The sequence below is a fragment of the Reyranella sp. genome (assembly GCF_965228225.1).
Lineage (GTDB): Bacteria > Pseudomonadota > Alphaproteobacteria > Reyranellales > Reyranellaceae > Reyranella.
In genome coordinates, this window is record NZ_OZ245801.1 from 492,166 (window position 1) to 513,979 (window position 21,814).

Consider the following 21,814-nt stretch of genomic DNA (forward strand, 5'->3'; position numbering starts at 1 on the left):
AGACTGAACAGTATGCATCGCTCGACCCGCCGCCTCGTCCTCTCGCTCGGCCTCCTGCTGGCCGCCGCGGGCTGCTCGTTCAACATGGGCGAGCCCAACCTGCCGAAGACCGACCTGCGCGCGGACCTGAGCGGTGCGCGCGTGGTGCCGGCCACCGACAGCAAGGGCGAGGGCTATTTCGCCGCCACGTACCGGCCGTCGACCAAGGTGCTGGAATACAGGATCAACCTGGTGCGCCTGAGCGGTCCCGTGCGCCAGGTCGGCCTCTACGGCCCCGCCGCGCCCGACCAGAATGCGGTGCAGGTCGTGTGGATCGACATCCCGTTCTACGCCGACCGTTCGACGGTGAACGATGGCGTGACACTCACCGAGCAGCAGGCGCGCGAAGTGCTCGCCGGCCTTTGGTACGTAAGCGTACTGACCGAGAAATATCCCGACGGCGAAATCCGCGGGCAGATCCTGCCGCTGAAGTAACAGTCCCGTCGTCTCGACCGGAGCGCCGCAGGCGCGAAGTGGAGAGACCTTCTCTCCATTAAATGGCGGCAGTTGGTGGAGAGAAGGTCTCTCCACTTCGCCTCGCTGCGCTCGGCTCCGGTCGAGACGACGGAGCCGTTGGTGGAACTATGCATTCCGGGGCAATGGGCGACCTTATTGAGCCAGCCTTCTGTAAAGATCGGCGTACTTTGCATGGCTGCGCTCATAGGCCTCCATCACATGAACGCGCGGTTGCTCAAAAGGCACTTCGTCGGCGATTGACCGCAGCTGGCAGCCCTCCGTTTCAGTCGTGAGCTTCTCTCGCGGAGTACTCATGTCGATTCCTCAATGCGATGGTGATCCGCTCAGTCGAACTTCAGCTTCCAGTCGATCCACTCGCAAAGCCCGCGGCCCATCACGTCCTCGAGGTCGCGGCCCTTGAGCCAGGGGAGCTCCTCGGTGAAGAAGGTGACGCACTGGCGGTAGGTGCACTGCATGCGGGTGATGTCGGTGCCCCAGAAGAAGCGTTTGGGACCGAAGGCATCGAAGATGCGGTGCAGCCCGTCCTGGATGTTCCGGAACGGATAGCCCTTGGTCGAATAATGCGGCGCGCCGGTGGCCTTCACTGCGACGTTGGGCAGCTTGGCCAGCGCCACCAGCTTGTCGAGATGGATGAAGGCTTCCTCGTCCTGGCCGTGACGGTTGAGGCCGCAATGGTCGACGATCATCTTGAGGTTGGGATGCTTCTCGGCGATCTCGCGGAACTTGTCGGGGAAGATGCCGCCCATCGTCGCGACCGGAATGCCTTCCTTTTCGGCGGCCGGCCACACCCAGTCGAGCAGCCCGTCGTTCAGCCACTTCTGCTCGGCCGGCTGCAGCAGCGCCCAGCGCAGGCCCATCATGCCGGGCTGGTCGCGCCAGCCCTTGATGCGCTCGCGGCTCTCGGGGTCCTGCAGCGGGAACTGGCCCATCACCGCGAAGCGCTCGGGATATTTCCGCGCGGCATCGAGGGCGAGCTGGTTGGAGGTCGGATCCCAGCTGTAGGGCGGATGAATCAGCGCCGCAGCGACGCCGGCCTCGTCCATCTCCTTCAGTGCGTCCTCGGCCGTGAACTTCTCGACCTTGCGATGCAGGCCCGAGGGCGGCGTCACGGTCTGCGACCAGATATGGATCTGCGCGTCAACGATCTTCATTTTGAGCTTCCTCAGTTCGGGGTCGGTGCCGCGGCGTCGAGCAGCTTCGCCTGCTTGAGCTCGCTCCACAGCTCGACCGGAATCTTCACGTTCATGTAGGCTACGTTCTGCTTCACTTCGGCGACGCTGAGCGCGCCCGGGATGACGGAGCAGAAGGCGGGATGGAACAGCGGGAACTGCATCGCCGCGGCGCCGAGCGGCACGCCATGGCGCTGGCACACCGCCTCGATCTTCTGCGCCTTGTCGACCAGGGGCTGTGGCGCCGCGACATAGTCGTGCGTCGCGCCGGCCTTCACGTTGCCGGTGAGGATGCCGGAATTGTACGGCCCGCCCAGGATCACCGAGACGCCGCGCTTGGTACATTCCGGCAGGAATTCCTCCAGCGCACCCTGTTCGAGAAACGTGTAGCGGCCCGCCAGCAGCATGCAGTCGAAGTCGCCGGCCTTGATGAAGCGCGTGCTGGTGTCGCTCTCGTTGATGCCGACCCCGATCGCGGAAATCACGCCGGCCTTGCGCAACTCGTCGAGCGCACGGAAGCCCGAATCCATCACCGTCTTGAAGCGCTCGTCGAGGATCGCGCGATCCTTGATCGTCCAGAAATCCACGTCATGGACCAGCGCGATGTCGATCTTGTCGAGGCCGAGCCGGAAGTGCGAATGCTCCAGCGAACGCATCACGCCGTCATAGGTGTAGTCGAACTGGGGCACGAAGCCCGGCAGCCCGTTCTCGCGGAAATCCTTGGGCAGCACTTCGCCGGGCTTCCGGACATGCAGGATCCGGCCGATCTTGGTCGAGAGCACGTAGCTGTCGCGCGGCTTATCGCGCAGGGCCGCGCCCATGCGCAGCTCGCTGCGGCCGTAGCCGTAGAAGGGCGAGGTATCGAAGTAGCGGATGCCGGAATCGTAGCCGTCGTTGGTGAGCTGCACCGCCTCCGCATCGGAGATGGTGGCGCGAAAGCCACCCATCGGCGCGCCGCCGAGACCGATCTCGGTGACTTCCAGTTTCGTTTTTCCGACCTGCCGGCGCTTCAGCGCTGTCATGTTCGTTTCCTCCGAGGACGGGGGAGAGTACGAATTGCCTCGGGACAACGCCACAGGAGAGACCATGAGCGACGAGCGCCTCGTTCTGCACGGCAGTTTCACGTCGAGCTCGAGCTACAAGCCGATGCTCTTCCTCGCGCTCTCGGGCCTGCCGTTCTCGTTCCGCACGGTCAACCTGAAGAACGGCGTGCAGAAGGAAGCCGCGCACCTCGCGATCAACCGCTATGGCCAGGTGCCGGTGTTGCATCATCGCGGCCTCACGCTGGTGATGTCGAACGTGATCCTCGACTATCTCGCGCGCACGACCGGGCACTTCGAGCCGAAGACCGAGCAGCATCGCTGGCAGGCGCGCGAGTGGCTGTCGTGGGAGAACGACGCCCTCACCAACGTGGCCCGTGTTCGCCATTTCGCGCGCTTCCGCCCCGACGTGTCGCAGGACATCGTGAACTTCTTCCGGCCCGGTGCCGAGGCGGCGTTGGACTTCGCCGACAAGTCGCTGGCCGGCCGCGACTGGCTGGTGGGCGATGCCTGCTCGATCGCCGACATCGGCTGCTGGGGCCGCATGGTCTTCGCCCACGAAGGCGGCCTGTCGATCGACAGCCGTCCAAACCTCGCCGCCTGGCGCGACCGCATCAAGGCACTGCCGGGCTTCGCTCTGCCGTATGATCTGATTCCGAAGAAGGATACGGAGTTCGAGGGGCGTTAACTCTACGATACCCCAACAACAACCTCACCCTGAGGAGCGCTCCGCAGGAGCGCGTCTCGAAGGGTGGGCACGAGCACCGCATCTGTTGCCCATCCTTCGAGACGGTCGCTTCGCGACCTCCTCAGGATGAGGTGAGGGGGCGGAAAGCGGGAAACGGTCGAAGCGTCCTAAGCCGCCTGCTGCCCCGCCACCGTCGGGCCTTCGCTCATGGTCGTGGTGCGGCGCAGGTCGCGGACGATGTTGAGATCGTCGAAGCGGCGGACGCGGTGCATGGTCGTGCGGTTGTCCCAGATCACGAAGTCATGCTTCGTCCAGCGATGGACGTAGACGAACTCGGGCTGCGTCGCGTGTTCCATCAGGTCGCGGATGAAGGCCATGGCCTCGGGCCGCGGCCAGCCGACGATGGCGCCGATATGGGCCGACAGCAGCAGGGATTTTCGACCCGTCACCGGATGGGTACGCACGAGCTTGTGCAGCACCGGCTTCATGCGGTGGCGCTCCTCGTCGGTGAAGTTGGTGAAGCCCAGCTGGCCGCGCGAATAGATCAGCGAGTGCTCGCAGACCAGGTCCTCGATCTCGGCCTTGGTGGCGTCGTCGAGCGTGTCGTAGGCGGCGCGCATGTCGGCGAACTCGGTGTTGCCGCCGTCGCGGGTCACGATGCGGCCGCTCAGCAGCGAGTAGCGCGCCGGCACGATGCGGAAGGTGGCGTCGGAGTGCCACAGCCGGTTGCCGAGGGCGGCCATGCGGCGGCGGTCGTCGCGCTCCAGCTTCCTGTTCTCCTTGTCGAGGTTGGAGACGTCGGCGAAGGCATCGTGCAGGCGCATGTCCGCCGCGGTCATGCCCGTGTTGGCGGCTACCTGCAGCGGGCCGAAGTTGCGCGTGAAGTCGAGCTGCTGCTCGTCGGTCATGTCCTGGCCGGGCAGGACGAGCACGGCATACTTGTCCATGCCGGCCTCGATCGCCGCGACATCGGCCGGCGTCAGCAGCCGTGTCGCGTCGATGCCCGTCATCTCGGCGGCGAAGTGAGGCTGCAGCGGCTGCAGGGGACGCGTCTCGATCGGCAACAGGATCTCCCTTGGGTGAGGAACCCTAGCGCAGGGCGGCCGCGATATTACCACCGTCCACGGTCGTGACAGCGCCCGTCGTCTTCGCCGCCTTGGCCAGCGAAACGAACGCCTGTGCGACATCGTCCGCCGTCACTTCGAGGCCGAGCAGGTTGCCGCCCATATAGTCGGCCTCGCTGAGACCGCGCGCCTTGGATCGCTGGGCGATCATTTCGTCCGTTAGGAGACCCGTGCGGATGCGGTCGGCATTCACGGCATTGGCGCGGATGCCGTCGCCGCCATGGTCGAGCGCGTACTGGCGCATCAGGAACAGGGTCGCGGCCTTGGGCAGCCCATAGGGTCCGAAGTCGGGGCCGGGATTCACCGCCTGCTTGGAGGTGTTGAACAGCAGGCAGCCGCCAAGCCCCTGGGTGCGCATGATGCGCACGGCGTTCTGCGCCACGCTCTGGTGGGCCCAGAAATTGAGTTCGAAGCTCTTGCGCAGCACGGCCTCGTCGACGTCGCCGATGCGACCCTGCCAGGCCGCACCCGCATTGGACACCACGATGTCGACGCCGCCGAAGGTCGCCGCGATCGTGTCGAACGCGGCGCGTACCGATTGCGGATCGGTGACGTCGCAGGTGACGCCGAAGCCCTTCACCTTGGAGACGTCGCGGTCGAGCACCGCGATCTCGGCGCCCTCGCGCGCGAAGGCGGCCGCCGTCGCAGCCCCAATGCCCGACGCGCCGCCGGTCACGACCACGATGCGCCGCGCCAGCGGCTTCTCGGCCGCGGCGCTGAGCTTGGCCTGCTCGAGCGACCAGTATTCGATGTCGAAGATGTCGGGCTCGGGAATGCACTCGTAGGTGCCGAGCCGCTCGGCATCGGCGATCACCGCCACCGTCGTTTCCGCGAGATCGGCCGCGATCTTGGCATCCTTCGACGTGTTGCCGATGCCGAACAGGCCGACGCCGGGGACCAGCGCCACGCGCGGGATCGGGTCGAGCTCCTTCTTCGCCGTGATCTGCTTGCCGTTGTAGCGCGAGAAATAGGCGTGATAGTCGGCCGCGAACTTTTCGAGCGCGGCTTTCGTCTCGCTCGTGAAGGCGTCGAGCTTGCCGGCCTCCGGCGCGGGCGCAATGAAGGCCACGTTCTTGGTGCGGATCGCATGGTCGGGAGTCACCGGACCCTGCTGGCTGTAGCGCGCGATCTCCTTGCCGTTCACATAGGCCAGGATCTCGGGCGAGCTGCGGAACTCGAAGACGAAGCGCTGCGTGGCTTCGCGGCCGCCATTCTTCGCCGGCAGCGAGAACAGTCCGCGCAGGATCGGCGCGATCTCGGCGGCCGTCGCAGGCTTTGCCGGCAGGGTGGCGCCCGGGAATATCTTGCGCGTAGCCTTGGCCAGGCGCTGCTCGGCCATCGTCACGAGGTCGATCATGCGGGCATAGGCTTCTTCCGCCGTCGCGCCCATCGAGAAGATGCCGTGCTTCAGCAGGATCAGCCCCTCGACGTCGGGATTGGCGCGCGCGATCTCGGCGGTCTTCTTGGCGAGCGCGAAGCCCGGCATGACGTAGGGCACCAGCGCCGCGCGCTTGCCGTAGAGATCGGCCGCCAGCTCGGCGCCGTCGGGCTGGTCGGTCAGCGCCAGCACCGCGTTGGAATGCGTATGATCGATGAACTTGTGCGGTAGAAACGCGTGCAGCAGCGTCTCGACCGACGGGTTGGGCGCCTTGCTGTCGAGCAGGTTGGCGCGCTGGACGTTCACCATGTCCTCGTCGCTGAGCGCTTGCAGTCCCTCCAGTTCGCGCAGCGGCGCGAGGCGGACGGCGGGCAGGCCGGGGGCCTCGATCGTGCCCATGTCCCAGCCGCTGCCCTTGACGCAGAGCACGTCGAGCGCCTGGCCGGTGACGTCGGCCATGCGCGTCTTCACCGAGGTGTTGCCGCCGCCGTGCAGCACCAGCTTCGGCTCACCGCCCAGCAGGCGCGTGGTGTAGACGCGCAGGGCCAGGTCCTCGCCGATGCCCTTGGCGGCGTGGCTTGCGATGGCTTGCTGGGCGTCGTCGTCGGACCAGAGGTTCTTCATGGCGTGGCCTATTCTCCCGGCTCGATCCCGGCATCCTTGGCGATCTTCACCCAGGTCGCGATCTCCTGCTCCTGGTAGGGCTTGAACTGCGCGGGGTCGCGCGGCTCGACGGTGAAGCCCAGCCTGTCGATCTTCTCGACGACCTCTGGCTTCTTCAGGCTCTTCATGATCTCGCCCGAGAGACGGTCGAGCGCAGGCTGCGGCGTCGCCGCCGGCGCGAAGAAGGCGGCCCACGACGAGGCGTTGGCGCCGGTCACGCCCTGCTCCTCGAGCGTCGGGACGTCGGGAAGTTGCGGGTTGCGCTTGGCGCTGCCGATCGCGATGGCGCGGATCGTACCGGCCTTGATCTGGGCCAGCACGCTGGGCAGCGTCGAGTTGGAGATGTCGATGCGGCCGCCGACCAGGTCCTGCACCAGCGGCGGCGCGCCACGATAGGGCACCTGGGTCATCTTGATGCCGGTGCGGGCCATGAACAGTTCGGTCGAGAGGTGCGAGCCCGAGCCGATGCCGGTGGAGCCATAGTTCAGCTCGCCGGGCTTGGACTTGGCCAGCGCGATCAGCTCCTGGATGTTCTTCACCGGCAGGTCGTTGCGCACCACGAAGACATGCTCGAAGGCGCCGGCACCCGCCAGCGGCGCGAAGTCCTTCACCGCGTCGTAGCCCGGCTCCTTCAACATGAACATGTTGTTGCCGTGGGTCTGGTTGTTGCCGAACGTGATCGTCAGTCCGTCCGGCTTGGCCTTGGCGACGGCGCGCGTGCCGATGGCACCGGCACCGCCCGAGATGTTCTCGACCACGACCTGCTGGCCGAGCGGCCCGGAGATGTCGGCGGCGACGATGCGTGCGATCACGTCGGTCGGGCCGCCGGCCGGATAGGCCACGACCATCTTGATGGGGCCGGACGGTTGCCAGGCCGATTGTGCGTTCTGGGCGAAGGCCGACCCAGAGAAAACAGACTGGGCGAGGGGCGCGGCGAGCAGGCCGGCGCTGAACAGACGACGCTTGATCATGAGATCTGCTTCCTACGCGTGTGAAATGACGATCTTGCCGAAATGCTTCTGGCTCTTGAGGTGCCGGTAGGCGGCCTGGGCCTCGGCGAACGCGAACACCTTGTCGATGACGGGCTTCAGCCCGTTCGCCTCGATGGCGCGGTTCATCGCCTCGAACATCTGCGTGCTGCCGACATAGAGGCCCTGGACCTTGAGGTTGCGGCGCAGGATCGGCATCGGATCGAGCGTCGCCATGCCCGACAGCAGCCCGATCACCGCGATCGAGCCACCCAGCCGGGTCGCCAGGAAGGAGCGCGGCAGCGTGCCGGCGCCGCCGACCTCGACCGTGATGTCGGCGCCGCGGCCGCCGGTCAGCTTCAGCGTTTCCTGGTCCCAGTCCGGCGTCGTCTTGTAGTCGACCACCGCCTCGGCCCCCATCTGCTTCAGCCGTTCGGCCTTGGCGGCGGAACTGGAGGTGCCGATGACGCGGGCGCCGAACATCCGCGCGAACTGCAGCGCGAAGATGGAGACGCCGCCGGTGCCCTGGATCTGCACCACGTCGCCCGCCTTGATATGGCCGATCTCGACCAGGGCGTTCCACGCCGTGACGGCAGCACAGGGGAGGGTGGCGCCTTCCTCGTAGCTGAGATGCGCCGGCAGCTTCACGACGCCTTCTTCCTCGAGCACCGCGAGTTCGGTCAGCATGCCGTCGATCGCGCCGCCCATGGCGGAGGGCATGGCGCTCTCGCTGATGGCGCCGCCGAACCAGCGCTGCATGAAGCAGCCCGCGACCCGGTCGCCGACCTTGACCCGGCTGACCCCGGGACCGACCGCGACGACCTCGCCCGCGCCGTCCGACAGCGGGATCAGGTCGGGCTTGGGCGCCGACCGCGCATATTGCGCCTCGATGGTGAGCAGGTCGCGGTAGTTCAGCGACGTCGCCCTGACCCGCACCAGCACCTGCCGCGGTCCCGGCGTCGGGTCCGGCCGCTCGGCCAGGGTGAGCGAGTCGATGCCCTTGGCGGCGGGGATGACGTAGCACTTCATGGGTTGGCTCCTGTAAGCGCAGGCGCTTGAATGGCGCACATTATGACGTCCCGCACACTGTCATCCCGAGCGTAGCGCGGGACCTTTGGTTGGCTGCCGGAAAGGTCCCTCGCTACGCTCGGGATGACAATGGAGGTGGTGTCGGCGGCGTGCCTCACTTGGCGTCGCCCTTCAGTTCGATGATGGTCTTGGCCATGACGGCCTCCTGGTCCCAGGGGAACAGGATCCAGGTGTCCTGGCTCACCTCGGTGACGTAGCTGTCGACCACCGGTCGCCCGGCGGGTTTTGCATAGACCGTGGCGAAATGGGCCTCGGGGAGCATGGCGCGGACCGCGCGGGCGGTGACGCCGGTGTCGACCAGATCGTCGACGATCAGCCAGCCGGCGCCCTTGTCCTGCTCGGCCGAGGTGCCTTTCAGCAGCTCGACCTTGGCGCCGCGTTCCATGCGGTCGTAGGTCGAGCAGCAGACCGTGTCGATCAGGCGAAGATTCAGTTCGCGCGCAATGATGGCGGCCGGAACGAGGCCGCCGCGGGTGATCGCGACCAGGCCCTTGAAGGGTCCGAGGTCGGCCAGGCGCCAGGCCAGCGCCCGGGCGTCGCGGTGCAATTCCGTCCACGAGACGGGGAACATCCTGTTGTAACCAGCACTGCCCGCCATGCGATTTCGTCCCTGGATCCTGTCCGGTTTGGCTTGCCCCTACGGGAGGGCTGCACTAACACCTTCGGCCGAAGCTTAGAAGCGCGCGCCACGGGGATACAGGGCGCGCGTGAGAATATGGTACGGGGACCGCTGAAAAATGGGATTTGAGCTGACGCCCGCTTTCTGGAGCGGCCTGACCCAGATCATTCTGGTCAACATCATCCTGTCGGGCGACAACGCCCTCGTCATCGCGCTCGCCTGCCGGAATCTGGAGAAGAAGCACCAGCGGCCGGCCATCATCATCGGCAGCGGCGGCGCCATCCTGCTGCGAATCCTGTTCGTCCTGATCGTCGACTACCTGTTGTCGATCCCGTTCCTCAAGCTCTGCGGCGGCCTCCTGCTGCTGTGGATCGGCGTCAAGCTGGTCCAGGGCGAGGAAGAGGGTGAGGACGGCGTCAAGGCGGCCAGCTCGCTGGGTTCGGCCATTCGCACCATCATCATCGCCGACGCCGTGATGAGCCTCGACAACGCCATCGCCATCGCCGCCGCCGCCAAGGGCGACACGACGTTGATGGTCCTGGGACTCATCATCTCCATCCCGCTGATCGTGTTCGGCGCCACGCTGATCATGGCCCTGCTCAACCGCTTCCCGGTCATCGTGATCGCCGGCGGCGCGCTGCTGGGCTGGATCGCGGGCGAGGTGCTGGCCACCGACCCGGGCTATGCCGCCAAGCTCACCGCCCTCACGCCCCATGCCAAGACGATCCTCGAGATCGGCTGCGCGGTGCTGGTCGTGGCGGTCGGCTACTTCCTGCAGCACCGGGCGAAGCAGAAGCACAGGGCACACGATCCGGTCGATCTCGCGGCAACCAAGGGCAAGGAGTAGCGACCATGCACAAGATCAATGCCATCCTCGTAGCGGTCGACGGTTCGGAGACGTCCGATCGCGCCGTCCAGCATGCGCTCGACATGATCGCCACCGGCTGCGCGGCCGAGCTGCATCTCCTGAACGTCCAGCCGAGCGTCGGCGGTGCCGTCTCGTCCTTCGTCTCGCGCGAACAGATCGATTCCTATCACCGGGAAGAGGGTGAGAAGGCCCTCGCCTCGGCGATGGCGCTGGCCCAGACCGCCTCGGTGACGCCCAAGACGCATGTCGGCGTCGGCCGCCAGGGCGAGATCGTCGCCGACTTCGCCCGCAAGGTGGGCGCGGGCCTGGTTGTGATGGGCACGCGCGGCCATACCGGCCTCACCGGCGTGCTGCTGGGTTCGGTGGCCCAGGACGTGATCGCGCACGCCAAGGTGCCCGTCACGCTCGTCAAGTAGGGCGTCAAGTAGCCATCCCGGCCGCGACCGCGTAGAACGCGGGCCCTGCAGGAGGACCGCGTTTGGCCGAGGAGATGTGGCGACACGAGGCGCTCGCGCCCTATGCGACGCTGCCGTGGCAGAGCAAGGGACGCTATCATCGCGAGGCGGAATCGCCGAGCCGCAGCCCGTTCCAGCGCGACCGCGACCGCATCATCCATTCGACGGCGTTCCGCCGGCTGAAGCACAAGACCCAGGTCTTCGTGTTCCACGAGGGCGACCACTACCGCACGCGCCTCACCCATTCGCTGGAAGTCGCCCAGATCACGCGCACGATCTGCCGCGTGCTGCGCCTCGACGAGGATCTCGGCGAGGCCGTGGCGCTGGCCCACGATCTCGGCCACACGCCGTTCGGTCATGCCGGCGAGGAGGCGCTGCACGGCGTCATGGCGCCCTATGCCGGGTTCGACCACAACGCCCAGACCCTGCGCATCCTCACCAAGCTCGAGGACCGCTACGCCGAGTTCAATGGCCTCAATCTCACCTGGGAGACCCTCGAGGGGGCGGTCAAGCACAACGGCCCGCTGTTGAAGCCCGGCCGGGCGCTCGCCGAACTGCCGGCCGCGATCGTCGACTACTGCAAGGACCACGACCTCGAGCTCGACGGCCATGCCGGGCCGGAGGCGCAGGTGGCGGCGCTGAGCGACGACATCGCCTACAACAACCACGACATCGACGACGGGCTGCGGGCCGGCCTGTTCGAGGTCGCGGACCTGCTCGACCTGCCGCTGGTCGGCGAGATGTTCTCGCTGGTGAGCGAAAAATATCCCGGCATCGACCAGACCCGCCTGATCCACGAGGCGGTGCGGCGTGTGATCAACGCCATGGTCGAGGATGTGGTGGCCGAGACGCGCCGCCGGCTGGCCGCAGCCGCGCCGAAGTCGGTGGCCGACATCCGCGCCCTGGGCCGCCCGGTCGTCGCCTTCTCGGATGCGATGGCGGCCACCGAGAAGACCGTGAAGCGCTTCCTCTACACGCGCATGTACGAGCACTGGAAGCTCAACCGCTCGCATTCCAAGGCCCGCCGCGTCGTCGTGGACCTGTTCGAGCTGCTGTTCGCCGAGCCCAACTGCCTGCCCTCGCCGTGGCGCGAGAAGGCCGAGCAGGCCGGCACCCATGCCCGCGCCCGCGTCGTCGCCGACTATATCGCCGGCATGACCGACCGCTTCGCCCTCGACGAGCACCGCCGCCTGTTCGACCTCTATTCCTGAGTCTGCGGACGGACCTCTCAAGGGAGCGCGCCACTCCGGTGGCGCTCAGCTCATGAGGCGCCGCTGGAGTGGCGCGCTCCAATGAAGCAATTCGGCTCGCGGATGACAAAGGGCGCGGATTCGGCAATACCCGCCCCATGAATCCCTACCGTCATTTCATCGGCGAGATCGTCGCGGCCCTCCAGTCCATGCAGGCCGCGGGGGAACTGCCCGAAAAGCTCGATTTTTCCGCCATCACGGCCGAGCCGCCGCGCGATGCCGCGCATGGCGACATCGCGACCAATGCCGCGATGGTCCTGTCCAAGGCGGCGGGCAAGAAGCCGCGCGACATCGCCGAGCCGCTGCTGGCGCGCCTCAAGGCAAATCCCGACGTGGTCGACGGAGCGGTGGCGGGACCGGGCTTCCTCAACCTCAAGATCGCCGACGGATTCTGGCGCGCGCGCCTCGGCGACTGCCTGAAGGCCGGGGTCGCCTATGGCGATTCGACGATGGGCAAGGCCGAGAAAGTGAATGTCGAATATGTCTCGGCCAACCCGACGGGGCCGCTGCACGTCGCGCATGCGCGCGGTGCGGTCGTGGGCGACGCGCTGGCCAACCTGCTGCACAAGGCGGGCTTCGACGTCACCAAGGAATACTACATCAACGACGCCGGCGCCCAGGTCGACAAGCTCGGCCAGTCGACCTACCTGCGCTACCGCGAGGCGCTCGGCGAGACGATCGACTCGATTCCCGAGGGGCTTTATCCCGGCGAGTATCTGAAGGACGTGGGCGCCGCGATCGCGAAGCGCGACGGCGCCCGCTGGATCGGCAAGCCCGAGGCCGACTGGTTGCCGGAGATGCGCGCCTTCGCCATTGCCACGCTGATGGCGGAGATCAAGGCCGACCTGGAGACGCTGGGCGTCCATATCGACGTCTTCTCGTCGGAGCGCGCCCTGGTCGAGAGCGGCGCCGTCGACCGGGCCTTCGAGGAGCTGACCAAGCAGGGTCTCATCTATCAGGGGCGCCTGGAGCCGCCGAAGGGTCAGCTTCCGGACGATTGGGAGGATCGCGAGCAGACGCTGTTCCGCGCCACCCAGTTCGGCGACGAGGTCGACCGGCCGCTCAAGAAGTCGGACGGCAGCTGGACCTACTTCGCCAACGACATCGCCTATCACCACGACAAGTACCGGCGCGGCTTCGCCGACATGATCGACGTGTGGGGCGCCGACCATGGCGGCTACGTCAAGCGCATGAAGGCGGCCGTCAGCGCCATCACCGAAAAGCAGGGCGAGCTGGACGTGAAGCTCTGCCAGCTGGTGCGCGTGATGCGCAACGGCGAGCTGGTGCGCATGTCCAAGCGCGCCGGCACCTTCGTGACGCTGCGGGATCTGCTGGACGAGGTCGGGCCCGACGTCGTGCGCTTCACCATGCTCACGCGCAAGAACGACGCGCCGTTCGACTTCGATCTCGTGAAGGCCACCGAACAGTCACGCGACAACCCGGTCTGGTATGTCCAGTATGGCCATGCGCGGACGCGGTCCGTGATGCGCCAGGCGACCGCCGCGGGCATCGCGATCGACGGTCTGGACGGCGCGCCGCTCGACCGGCTGTCCGATGTCGGCGAACTCGCGCTGATCCGGATGATCGCGCAGTGGCCGCGCCAGGTCGAAGCGGCGGCGGTGGCGCACGAGCCCCATCGCATCGGCTTCTATCTCTACGACCTGGCGGCCGCCTTCCACTCCCACTGGAACCGGGGACGGGAGGAGCCGGGCCTGCGCTTCGTGATCGAGGGCGACTCCGATCTCACGCGCGCGCGTCTGGCATTGGTACAGGGAATCGGTTTTGTGATAGGATCAGGATTAAAGGTCTTCGGCGTAACACCCGTCGATGAAATGAGATAACAAATGCATGTTCGCCGGTCCCCCTCCGGCGACGGACCAACGATCTACCGGCCCAACGAGTCGGTAGCTGTGCGGCTCGATCCTCCGCCTCGGCCCGTCGCGCATGAACCCGATTCGATACCCCCGCCGCCGCGGGACTCGCTGCTCATGCGGGTCAATCGGCGCCGCGGCCAGATCCTCACGGTGATGGTCTCTGTCGCCGCCGTCGCGAGCTTCGGATCGGTGGTCTGGTGGGCGCACAACCAGGACGTCAAGGCGGGCGGCCGCGGGCTGGAACCGCTGGTCGTGCAGGCGCCGACGACGCCCTCCCGCGTCAAGCCGGAGAATGCCGGCGGACTGGTGCCGCCGAACCAGGACAAGGAAGTCTTCAACCGCATCTCGCCGGGCACCGTGCCGACGCAGCCCGAGAAGCTGCTGCCGGTCGCGGTGACACCGAAGCTGCCGCCCAATGGCCTGCCGTTGCCGGCTGCGCCGAAGGAAACCGAGACGGCGGCGACGAGGACCCCGACGCCGCTGCAACCCGGCTCGACCACCACCGCCCCGGCGGTCACCGAGCCTAAGGTGCCCGCCAATCCGCCGAACATGCAGCCGGCGACCAATGCCCCGACCACGACCGAGAGCGGTCCCAGCATCGCCAGCCTGATCGAGAACATGTCCGGGCCGACCGGCGGCTGGCGCATCCAGGTCGCCTCGGTGAAGAACGAGGACGTCGCCAAATCGACCTGGGCGCGCCTGCAGAGCGCGCACGGCGAGCAACTGTCGAGCCTGCGCATGCAGGCGGTGCGCGTCGACCTCGGCGATCGCGGCGTCTGGTACCGCGTGCAGGCCGGCCCGCTCGACGAGAAGCAGGCCCATTCCGTCTGCGCCTCGCTGAAGGCCCGCAAGGCCGACTGCGTTTCGGTCCCGCCCGCGCGCTAGGATGTGGATTGAGACGACGGAATTCGGAAGCAATCCCTTCCCCATTCAGATGGGGAAGTGCCCCGTCATACGGGGCGATGGGGTCATGGGCCGGCCAAAGTTCGGCCTGTCTCTGACCCCTCCGTCGGCTTCGCCGCCACCTCCCCATTTGAATGGGGAGGAAGGATGAGCCGGCCGCGCGCGCTGATCCTGGGCTGCGCCGGGACCGAGCTGTCGGCGGAGGAGCGCGCCTTCTTCCGCGATGCCGATCCGCTGGGCTTCATCCTGTTCGCCCGCAACATCGACACGGTGGAGAGCACCCGCCGCCTGACGGACGATCTTCGTTCCTGCGTGGCGCGCGGCGAGGCGCCGGTGCTGATCGACCAGGAGGGCGGCCGCGTCGCCCGGCTGCGGCCGCCGCAGTGGCGCAAGGCGCCGCCGGCCCGGCTGCTGGGCGAGCTCTATGCCCGCGATCGCGATGCCGGGCTCGAGGCTGCGAAGCTCAATTCGCGGCTGCTGGCGGCCGACGTGGCCTCGGTCGGCTGCGACGTCGACTGCCTGCCCGTTCTCGACATCGCCTTTCCCGAGACCCATGCCGTGATCGGCGACCGCGCCTACGCTGACCGGCCCGAACCGGTCGCGGCGCTGGGCCGGGCCGCGGCGGAGGGGCTGATGGCCGAGGGCGTGATGCCGGTGATCAAGCACATTCCCGGACATGGCCGGGCCACGGTCGACAGCCACGAGGCGCTGCCGAGGGTCACGGCGCCGCGCGCCGAGCTGGAGCGCACCGACTTCGTGCCCTTCAAGCTGCTGTCGGACCTGCCCTGGGCGATGACCGGTCATCTCCTGTTCGAGGCGATCGACCCCAACGACTGCATAACGGTTTCTGCGGGTGGCGTGCAGAACGTGATCCGGACCCATATCGGCTTCGACGGGCTGCTGCTGTCGGACGATCTCTCGATGCAGGCGCTGGGCGGGTCGCTCGGCGACCGGGCGGCGCGCGCGTTGGCCGCCGGCTGCGACATCGCCCTCCACTGCAACGGCCGGATGGTCGAAATGGTCGAGATCGCGGGCCGGACCGGTCCGATGACCGAGCGCGCCCATCGACGTTTCGAGGACGGCCGCAGTTTTCTCGCCCGCCATCGCGATCCCGCCGGCCCCCGCGGGCTCGCCGAAGCAGCACGGCGAGTCGCCGAACTCCTGCCGGAATGGGGATAAGGCAGGGCCAAATCATGTGGCGGTAGGCTCTTCCGCTCACTAAACCGGGACTGCATGACCGAACCCGCCAGCCCGCCCCCCGAGGAGGCGCCCGTCGCCGATGGTGCCGCTGCACCGGCTGACGCGACTCCGGCCCCGGGCGCCGCTGCCGACGCCTTCGGCGCGACAGGCCCCGACGTCATCGCGCCGGGCGAGGGCGAGCTGATCGTCAATCTGGAGGGTTTCGAAGGCCCGCTCGACCTGCTGCTGAGCCTGGCGCGCGACCAGAAGGTCGACCTGCGCAAGATCTCGATGGTGGCGCTGGTCGATCAGTACCTGGTCCACATCCACCAGGCACGCCGCATGCGGCTGGAACTGGCCGCCGACTATCTCGTGATGGCGGCATGGCTGGCCTATCTGAAGTCGCGCCTGTTGCTGCCCGAACCGCCCGCCGGCGAGGAGCCGTCCGGCCAGGAAATGGCCGACGCGCTGCAGTGGCAACTGCGCCGCCTCGAGGCGATGCAGGAGGCCGGCGCGCGCCTGATGGCGCGGCCGCAGCTTGGCCGGGACATTTTCTCGCGCGGCCAGCCCGAAGGCATCGTCGTCGTGCGCCGTGCGGTGTGGGACGTGAAGCTCTACGACCTGCTGAGCGCCTACGGCTCGCAGGTCAGGCCGAAGGACGCCGACACCTACCAGATCAAGCCGATGGAGTTCTTTTCGGTCGAGGAGGCGGCAGAACGTCTCGGCCGCATGCTGGGCATCGCCATCGACTGGCAGTCGCTCGAAGCCTTCCTGCCGGCCGGCCTCACCGATCCCGCGCGTCGCCGCTCGGCGATCGCCGCCACCTTCGTCGCCGGCCTCCAGCTCGCCAAGGACGGACAGATCGAGCTGCGCCAGACCGAGCGCTTCGGCCCCATCCATTTGCGTAAACGTACCGACCAGCAGTGACGGTCCCCGACATGTCAGACATCGAAAACGCCACTCCCCCTGTCGAGGATCTCGACAAGCCCGCGCTCGCGCCGGAGGAAGCCGCCGCGAAGGACGAGGCTGGCAAGGACGACGACGAAAAGACCGTGGATGACGACGTCGAGGACGGCGGCTCGGACGATTCCGATGATGATGATTCGGATGACGACGACGACGACGACGACGACGACGACGAGTCGGACGACGACGGGTCGGATGGCGACGAAGTCGATGAAGAAGACGACGAGGACGAGGACGAGGACGAAGCCGACGACGAAGACGATGACGACGCCGACGACGAAGCCGGCAACGACGAGGCTGAGGAGTCCGACGGAGACGATCGTGACGAGGATGACGGCGACGGCGATAAGCCTGCGCAAGCTTCTTCGGTAGAGGAGAGTTCGGCGCCGGACGCACCCGTCGAGCATGGCCTGGCCGAGACCGTGGCCGCAGAGGCCGTCGCGGTGGCGGCTATGTCCATGGCGGCCACCGCTGCCGCGCCGGCCGGCGAGGTGACCGACGTCGTTTCGCCCGATCATGCCCAGCATCTGCGGCTGCTCGAGGCGTTGATCTTCGCCGGCACCCAGGCGCTCGGCGAGAAGGAGCTGGCGGAGCGGCTGCCCAACGATGCCGACGTGAAGCGCCTGCTGGCCGATCTCGCGGAACTCTATGCCGGTCGCGGCGTGAATCTCGTGCAGGTGGCGGGCGGGTTTGCCTTCCGCACGGCGCCCGACCTCTCCGAGAAGCTCAAGATCGAAAAGCCGGTGACGCGCAAACTGTCGCGGGCCTCGGTCGAGACGCTGGCCATCATCGCCTACCACCAGCCGGTGACGCGCGCCGAGATCGAGCAGGTCCGCGGCGTGGGCTTGAGCAAGGGCACGCTCGACCTGCTGTTCGAGCAGAATTGGATCAAGCCGATGGGCCGCCGACGCGCGCCCGGCAAGCCCGTGACCTGGGGCACGACGGATTTTTTCCTCGAACATTTCGGCCTGCCGAGCCTCGACGATCTGCCGGGCCAGGAGGAACTGAAGGCCGCCGGGCTCTTGGATGCCCGCTCCCAGCCCCCCATATTCAGACCGGATGAGCCCGATCTGCCGCTCGAACCGACGGAAGATGAGGCCGACGAGCCCCTCGCCGTCGAGGAAAGCCCCGCGGAAACCGGGCGCTGACGCCCCGGAACCACCTTATTCGACAGGTTGCCGGGGCTTCGCAACGGGTGCCATAATCGGCACACGTAATTCGACACGCCGATTGCAATCGATCTTGGGAGCATTGTGAAATGGGAAGCTTCAGCATCTGGCACTGGCTGATCGTGCTGGCCGTTGTGCTGCTGCTGTTCGGCGGTCGCGGCAAGGTCTCGCAGCTCATGGGCGACTTCGGCAAGGGCCTCTCGGCCTTCAAGAAGGGCGTCGGGGGCTCGCAGGAAGAGACACCGCCGCAGGCTCAGCCGGGTACGCAGCCAGGCGACAGCGCCAAGCCGATCTCGGCTCAGGCGACGACCACCCCGCCGGGCGGAACGGTCCACCACCAGGACAGCGCCGCCAAGATCTGAGACGCGGGCGATATGAGGGCCTGACCGGCCATGTTCGGTATCGATAGTCCTGAGTTGATGGTCATTGCGGTCGTGGCGCTCGTCGTCATCGGCCCCAAGGAACTGCCGGGCCTGCTGCGCAGCTGGGGCAAGTGGATGGCCCAGATGCGCGGCATGGCCTCGGAATTCCGCGGCCATGTCGACGAGATGGTGCGCCAGGCCGATCTCGACGACGTGAAGAAGCAGCTGACCGCCACACCCGGCCTCGACCTGCAGGCGCTCGACCCCACCCGGGAGATCAAGAGCGCGCTACAGGAAGGCATGGCCGAGGGCGAGAAGGCCATGGCCGAGGCCAAGGCCAACTTCGACAACCCGCTCGTCGAGCCGGAATCGGCCCCGCAGATCGCGGCCGAGCCCCAGCCTGCGCTCGCAAGCGTGGAGGCGACGCCCGACGAGTCGCCGGACACGACGCCAGCCCCGGTGGCGATGCCGCTGGTTGCCGAAACGACCGTATCCGAAGCCCCGGTGCCGGTCGTTTCAGCCGAAGAGAAGCCAGCCAAAGCCGTTGCGGCCGGCTGAGCGCCAACTTGCGCTTTGAATTGCGCCCCAAAGGGCGGCATAACGCGGCTCCCAACGCTGCGATGTAATCCGTGACCCAGGCATACGACGGACCCGAAGACGACAAGCCGATGCCGCTGCTCGACCACCTGGTCGAGCTGCGCAAGCGCCTGATCTATGCGCTCGTGTGCTTCTTCGCGGTCTTCTTCATCACGTTCTATTTCGCCAAGCCGATCTTTTCGTTCCTGATCCAGCCGGCGCTGGCCGACGGCTACAAGGTCATCGTCCTCGACATCTTCGAGTTCTTCTTCGTCACGGTGAAGCTGTCGGCGTTCGTGGCGCTGATCGTGGGCTTTCCGCTGATCGCGGTGCAGATCTGGCTGTTCGTGGCGCCGGGACTCTATCGTCACGAGAAGCGGGCGTTCATCCCGTTCCTGGTCGCCACGCCGTTCATGTTCTATGCCGGCTGCGCGCTGATGTACTATGTCGTGCTGCCGTACGTGATCAACTTCATGCTGACGCAGTACGCGCCGCCGGACATCGAGAAGACGCTCCGATCGTCGGACTATCTCGAACGCATCCTGCAGCTCGTCTTCGCCTTCGGTTTCGCCTTCGAGGTGCCGGTCCTGCTGACCCTGCTGATCCAGGTCGGCATCGCCACCACCGAGGGGCTGAGATCCAAGCGCCGCTACGCCGTCGTCGTGGCCTTCGTGATCGCCGCCGTGCTGGCGCCGCCCGACGTGGTGAGCCAGATCGCACTCGCGATTCCGCTGATGGCCTTCTACGAGATCAGCATCCTGATCGGCGGCGTGATCGAGCGGAAGCGCGCGGCCGAAGAGAAGGCGGCCGAAGAGGCCGAGGCGAAGGCCGAGGACGCCGAAAAGTCCGACCAGACGACCGGCAGCTAGACATGCACGACATACGATTCATCCGGGAGACCCCCGAAGCGTTCGACGCCGGCCTGAAGAAGCGCGGCCTGGCGCCGCTCTCGGCCGAGATCCTCGACATCGACAGGCGCCGTCGCGCCGCCATCTCCGAAAGCGAGGCCATCCAGGCCAGGCGCAAGGCGCTCAGCCAGCAGATCGGCATGGCCAAGCGCAAGGGCGAGAACGCCGACGCGCTGATGGCCGAGGTGGCCAATCTCGAGCAGAGCCTGAAGGACGGCGAGCGCGAGGCGAGCCGTCTCGACGAGGAGCTGCGCATCCGCCTCGAAGTGATCCCGAACCTGCCGTTCGACGAGGTGCCCGAGGGTGCCGACGAGATCGGCAACGTCGAGATCCGCCGCGAGGGCAACCAGCGCAACTTCAGCTTCCCGCCGAAGGACCATGTGGCGCTGGGCGAGGCGACCGGCAACATGGATTTCGCCGCCGCCGTGAAGATCTCCGGCTCGCGCTTCGTGTTCCTGAAAGCGCATCTGGCGCGGCTGGAACGGGCCCTGGCGCAGTTCATGCTCGACCTCCATACGGTCGAGGGCGGCTATACCGAGGTCAATCCGCCGCTGCTGGTGAAGGATACCGCCGTCTATGGCGTCGGCCAGCTTCCGAAGTTCGCCGAGGACATGTTCCATACCGACAACGGCTTCTGGCTGATCCCCACCGCCGAGGTCTCGCTCACCAACCTGGTGAACGACATGGTGCTGGACGAGAAGGAGCTGCCGCTGCGCTTCACCGCGTTCACGCCCTGCTTCCGCTCCGAGGCCGGGTCGGCCGGCAAGGACACGCGCGGCATCATCCGCCAGCACCAGTTCCCCAAGGTCGAGCTGGTGAGCATCACCACGCCCGAGCAGGCGGCGGCCGAGCACGAGCGCATGACGGGCTGCGCCGAGGAGGTGCTGAAGCGCCTCGGCCTCGCCTATCGCACCGTCGTGCTGTGCGGCGGCGACATGGGCTTCGGCTCGCGCAAGACCTACGACATCGAGGTCTGGCTGCCCGGCCAGAACGCCTATCGCGAGATTTCGAGCTGCTCGAACATGGGCGACTTCCAGGCCCGCCGCATGAACGCGCGCTACCGGCCGCAGGAGGGCAAGGGGACGCGGTTCCTGTGCACCCTGAACGGCTCGGCGCTGGCGGTCGGCCGCACCCTGGTCGCTGTCCTGGAGAACTACCAGAACGAGGATGGTTCGGTGACGGTGCCCGAGGCGCTGCGTCCTTACATGGGCGGCCTCGAACTCATTCCCGCGCCCGCCAAGAGATGAAGGTTCCCAACCTCGCCAAGGCACGCATTCTCGTCACCAACGACGACGGCATCCACGCGCCCGGCCTCGAGGCGCTGGTCGAGATCGCCACGCAGCTGTCGAGCGACGTGTGGATCGTGGCGCCCGAGGTCAACCAGAGCGGCGCCGGCCATTCGCTGTCGCTGTCGCGGCCGATCCGGGCCCGCGAGGTCAGCAACGGCAAATTCGCGGTCGACGGCACGCCGACCGACTGCGTGCTGTTCGCCGTCAAGCACCTGATGAAGGACCGCAAGCCCGACCTCGTCCTGTCGGGGGTCAACCGCGGCACCAACATCGCCGACGACGTGACCTATTCCGGCACCATCGCGGCGGCCATGGAAGGCTGCCTGCTGGGCATCCCGTCGATCGCCTTCAGCCAGGCGTCTGCCTTCGATCATCCGGTGAAATGGGGCACCGCGACCGCCCATGGCGCCGCCGTGGCGCGCCGGGTGCTGGCGCTCGACTGGCCGCGCAACGTTCTGGTCAACGTCAATTTCCCCGACGTGGTCGCGGCCTCGGTCCAGGGCGTGCGGGTCACCCACACCGGCACGCGCGGCTTCGGCGGGCATATCGTCGAGCGCAAGGATCCGCGCGGCGGCACCTACTACTGGATCGGCTACGCCCCGCAGGAGAGCGAGATCGACGAGGCGAGCGACATCGCCGCCGTCCGCTCGGGCCACATCTCGGTGACCCCGCTGCACCTCGACCTGACGCATGAAAGCATGCGCCGGAAGCTCGTCGCGGAGTTCGAGGCGGCCCCCGTCGAACTCGACTGAGGGGGCTGC

The 21,814-nt window shown here is 67.1% G+C and carries 22 protein-coding genes; 15 read left to right on the forward strand and 7 right to left on the reverse strand.

Annotated features, from left to right (window positions below; all coding sequences use genetic code 11):
- The first annotated feature begins 12 nt into the window (after positions 1–12).
- Positions 13–474 (forward strand): CHRD domain-containing protein, encoded by a 462-nt coding sequence (locus tag ACO07K_RS02350; protein ID WP_422034320.1) that lies wholly within the window; start codon positions 13–15, stop codon positions 472–474.
- Between the two features lie 365 nt (positions 475–839).
- On the opposite strand, the gene ACO07K_RS02355 is transcribed toward ACO07K_RS02350, so the two are convergent.
- Both ACO07K_RS02355 and ACO07K_RS02360 read right to left on the reverse strand, forming a co-directional pair.
- Positions 840–1,667 (reverse strand): amidohydrolase family protein, encoded by an 828-nt coding sequence (locus ACO07K_RS02355; protein ID WP_422034321.1) that lies wholly within the window; start codon positions 1,665–1,667, stop codon positions 840–842.
- 11 nt (positions 1,668–1,678) lie between these two features.
- Positions 1,679–2,707, reverse strand: coding sequence for an aldo/keto reductase (locus tag ACO07K_RS02360; protein ID WP_422034322.1), 1,029 nt, complete (start codon positions 2,705–2,707; stop codon positions 1,679–1,681).
- 64 nt (positions 2,708–2,771) lie between these two features.
- Here ACO07K_RS02360 and ACO07K_RS02365 point away from each other — a divergent pair, with 64 nt between their 5' ends.
- The gene (locus ACO07K_RS02365; RefSeq protein ID WP_422034323.1) at positions 2,772–3,413 is read left to right on the forward strand and encodes a glutathione S-transferase family protein; all 642 of its coding nucleotides are present in this window, start codon (positions 2,772–2,774) and stop codon (positions 3,411–3,413) included.
- A 167-nt stretch (positions 3,414–3,580) separates the two neighbouring features.
- Here ACO07K_RS02365 and ACO07K_RS02370 read toward each other — a convergent pair whose 3' ends face one another.
- The 5 genes from ACO07K_RS02370 to gpt form a co-directional block, all read right to left on the reverse strand.
- Positions 3,581–4,477: a TauD/TfdA dioxygenase family protein gene (locus ACO07K_RS02370; RefSeq protein ID WP_422034324.1), complete on the reverse strand. Its 897-nt coding sequence runs from the start codon at positions 4,475–4,477 to the stop codon at positions 3,581–3,583.
- A 25-nt stretch (positions 4,478–4,502) separates the two neighbouring features.
- Positions 4,503–6,539, reverse strand: coding sequence for a bifunctional aldolase/short-chain dehydrogenase (locus tag ACO07K_RS02375; protein WP_422034325.1), 2,037 nt, complete (start codon positions 6,537–6,539; stop codon positions 4,503–4,505).
- 8 nt (positions 6,540–6,547) lie between these two features.
- The gene (locus ACO07K_RS02380; RefSeq protein WP_422034326.1) at positions 6,548–7,549 is read right to left on the reverse strand and encodes a Bug family tripartite tricarboxylate transporter substrate binding protein; all 1,002 of its coding nucleotides are present in this window, start codon (positions 7,547–7,549) and stop codon (positions 6,548–6,550) included.
- A gap of 12 nt (positions 7,550–7,561) precedes the next feature.
- On the reverse strand, positions 7,562–8,575 hold the full coding sequence (locus ACO07K_RS02385; RefSeq protein ID WP_422034327.1) for a zinc-dependent alcohol dehydrogenase family protein: 1,014 nt from the start codon (positions 8,573–8,575) through the stop codon (positions 7,562–7,564).
- Positions 8,576–8,729: 154 nt separating this feature from the next.
- The gene (gene gpt / locus ACO07K_RS02390; RefSeq protein WP_422034328.1) at positions 8,730–9,233 is read right to left on the reverse strand and encodes a xanthine phosphoribosyltransferase; all 504 of its coding nucleotides are present in this window, start codon (positions 9,231–9,233) and stop codon (positions 8,730–8,732) included.
- Between the two features lie 139 nt (positions 9,234–9,372).
- Between gpt and ACO07K_RS02395 the strand changes: the two genes are divergently transcribed.
- The 13 genes from ACO07K_RS02395 (at position 9,373) to surE (ending at position 21,805) form a co-directional block, all read left to right on the forward strand.
- Positions 9,373–10,101, forward strand: a complete 729-nt coding sequence (locus ACO07K_RS02395) for a TerC family protein (protein WP_422034329.1) — start codon at positions 9,373–9,375, stop codon at positions 10,099–10,101.
- Positions 10,102–10,106: 5 nt separating this feature from the next.
- Entirely contained in the window at positions 10,107–10,538 is a 432-nt protein-coding gene (locus ACO07K_RS02400; RefSeq protein WP_422034330.1) for a universal stress protein, read from the forward strand.
- Between the two features lie 74 nt (positions 10,539–10,612).
- Positions 10,613–11,788, forward strand: a complete 1,176-nt coding sequence (locus tag ACO07K_RS02405) for a deoxyguanosinetriphosphate triphosphohydrolase (RefSeq protein WP_422036619.1) — start codon at positions 10,613–10,615, stop codon at positions 11,786–11,788.
- A 137-nt stretch (positions 11,789–11,925) separates the two neighbouring features.
- Positions 11,926–13,668, forward strand: a complete 1,743-nt coding sequence (gene argS / locus ACO07K_RS02410; protein WP_422034331.1) for an arginine--tRNA ligase — start codon at positions 11,926–11,928, stop codon at positions 13,666–13,668.
- A gap of 147 nt (positions 13,669–13,815) precedes the next feature.
- Positions 13,816–14,586, forward strand: a complete 771-nt coding sequence (locus ACO07K_RS02415; protein ID WP_422034332.1) for an SPOR domain-containing protein — start codon at positions 13,816–13,818, stop codon at positions 14,584–14,586.
- 165 nt (positions 14,587–14,751) lie between these two features.
- Complete coding sequence (gene nagZ, locus ACO07K_RS02420; RefSeq protein WP_422034333.1) at positions 14,752–15,783, forward strand: beta-N-acetylhexosaminidase; 1,032 nt, start codon at positions 14,752–14,754, stop codon at positions 15,781–15,783.
- A 54-nt stretch (positions 15,784–15,837) separates the two neighbouring features.
- Positions 15,838–16,710 (forward strand): segregation and condensation protein A, encoded by an 873-nt coding sequence (locus ACO07K_RS02425; protein ID WP_298311738.1) that lies wholly within the window; start codon positions 15,838–15,840, stop codon positions 16,708–16,710.
- Positions 16,707–17,897 carry an SMC-Scp complex subunit ScpB gene (gene scpB, locus ACO07K_RS02430; protein ID WP_422034334.1) on the forward strand — a complete coding sequence of 397 codons (1,191 nt, stop codon included), beginning with the start codon at positions 16,707–16,709 and terminating at the stop codon, positions 17,895–17,897. The genes ACO07K_RS02425 and scpB overlap by 4 nt, the downstream gene beginning before the upstream one ends.
- Positions 17,898–18,007: 110 nt before the next feature.
- Positions 18,008–18,280 (forward strand): twin-arginine translocase TatA/TatE family subunit, encoded by a 273-nt coding sequence (locus ACO07K_RS02435; RefSeq protein ID WP_422016813.1) that lies wholly within the window; start codon positions 18,008–18,010, stop codon positions 18,278–18,280.
- 30 nt (positions 18,281–18,310) lie between these two features.
- Entirely contained in the window at positions 18,311–18,838 is a 528-nt protein-coding gene (gene tatB / locus ACO07K_RS02440) for a Sec-independent protein translocase protein TatB (protein ID WP_422034335.1), read from the forward strand.
- A 71-nt stretch (positions 18,839–18,909) separates the two neighbouring features.
- Entirely contained in the window at positions 18,910–19,725 is an 816-nt protein-coding gene (gene tatC, locus ACO07K_RS02445) for a twin-arginine translocase subunit TatC (RefSeq protein ID WP_422034336.1), read from the forward strand.
- A 2-nt stretch (positions 19,726–19,727) separates the two neighbouring features.
- On the forward strand, positions 19,728–21,011 hold the full coding sequence (serS, locus tag ACO07K_RS02450) for a serine--tRNA ligase (protein WP_422034337.1): 1,284 nt from the start codon (positions 19,728–19,730) through the stop codon (positions 21,009–21,011).
- On the forward strand, positions 21,008–21,805 hold the full coding sequence (surE, locus tag ACO07K_RS02455; RefSeq protein WP_422034338.1) for a 5'/3'-nucleotidase SurE: 798 nt from the start codon (positions 21,008–21,010) through the stop codon (positions 21,803–21,805). Before serS ends, surE begins: the two co-directional genes overlap by 4 nt.
- Positions 21,806–21,814: the final 9 nt, after the last annotated feature.

What these genes read in the sequence shown, in the direction of transcription:
- ACO07K_RS02350 (WP_422034320.1), top strand. Translation starts at nt 13, where the DNA reads ATGCATCGCTCGACCCGCCGCCTCGTCCTCTCGCTCGGCCTCCTGCTG.
- ACO07K_RS02355 (WP_422034321.1), bottom strand. Translation starts at nt 1,667, where the DNA reads ATGAAGATCGTTGACGCGCAGATCCATATCTGGTCGCAGACCGTGACG.
- ACO07K_RS02360 (WP_422034322.1), bottom strand. Translation starts at nt 2,707, where the DNA reads ATGACAGCGCTGAAGCGCCGGCAGGTCGGAAAAACGAAACTGGAAGTC.
- ACO07K_RS02365 (WP_422034323.1), top strand. Translation starts at nt 2,772, where the DNA reads ATGAGCGACGAGCGCCTCGTTCTGCACGGCAGTTTCACGTCGAGCTCG.
- ACO07K_RS02375 (WP_422034325.1), bottom strand. Translation starts at nt 6,539, where the DNA reads ATGAAGAACCTCTGGTCCGACGACGACGCCCAGCAAGCCATCGCAAGC.
- ACO07K_RS02380 (WP_422034326.1), bottom strand. Translation starts at nt 7,549, where the DNA reads ATGATCAAGCGTCGTCTGTTCAGCGCCGGCCTGCTCGCCGCGCCCCTC.
- ACO07K_RS02385 (WP_422034327.1), bottom strand. Translation starts at nt 8,575, where the DNA reads ATGAAGTGCTACGTCATCCCCGCCGCCAAGGGCATCGACTCGCTCACC.
- gpt (WP_422034328.1), bottom strand. Translation starts at nt 9,233, where the DNA reads ATGGCGGGCAGTGCTGGTTACAACAGGATGTTCCCCGTCTCGTGGACG.
- ACO07K_RS02395 (WP_422034329.1), top strand. Translation starts at nt 9,373, where the DNA reads ATGGGATTTGAGCTGACGCCCGCTTTCTGGAGCGGCCTGACCCAGATC.
- ACO07K_RS02400 (WP_422034330.1), top strand. Translation starts at nt 10,107, where the DNA reads ATGCACAAGATCAATGCCATCCTCGTAGCGGTCGACGGTTCGGAGACG.
- ACO07K_RS02405 (WP_422036619.1), top strand. Translation starts at nt 10,613, where the DNA reads ATGTGGCGACACGAGGCGCTCGCGCCCTATGCGACGCTGCCGTGGCAG.
- argS (WP_422034331.1), top strand. Translation starts at nt 11,926, where the DNA reads ATGAATCCCTACCGTCATTTCATCGGCGAGATCGTCGCGGCCCTCCAG.
- ACO07K_RS02415 (WP_422034332.1), top strand. Translation starts at nt 13,816, where the DNA reads ATGCGGGTCAATCGGCGCCGCGGCCAGATCCTCACGGTGATGGTCTCT.
- nagZ (WP_422034333.1), top strand. Translation starts at nt 14,752, where the DNA reads ATGAGCCGGCCGCGCGCGCTGATCCTGGGCTGCGCCGGGACCGAGCTG.
- ACO07K_RS02425 (WP_298311738.1), top strand. Translation starts at nt 15,838, where the DNA reads ATGACCGAACCCGCCAGCCCGCCCCCCGAGGAGGCGCCCGTCGCCGAT.
- ACO07K_RS02435 (WP_422016813.1), top strand. Translation starts at nt 18,008, where the DNA reads ATGGGAAGCTTCAGCATCTGGCACTGGCTGATCGTGCTGGCCGTTGTG.
- tatB (WP_422034335.1), top strand. Translation starts at nt 18,311, where the DNA reads ATGTTCGGTATCGATAGTCCTGAGTTGATGGTCATTGCGGTCGTGGCG.
- serS (WP_422034337.1), top strand. Translation starts at nt 19,728, where the DNA reads ATGCACGACATACGATTCATCCGGGAGACCCCCGAAGCGTTCGACGCC.
- surE (WP_422034338.1), top strand. Translation starts at nt 21,008, where the DNA reads ATGAAGGTTCCCAACCTCGCCAAGGCACGCATTCTCGTCACCAACGAC.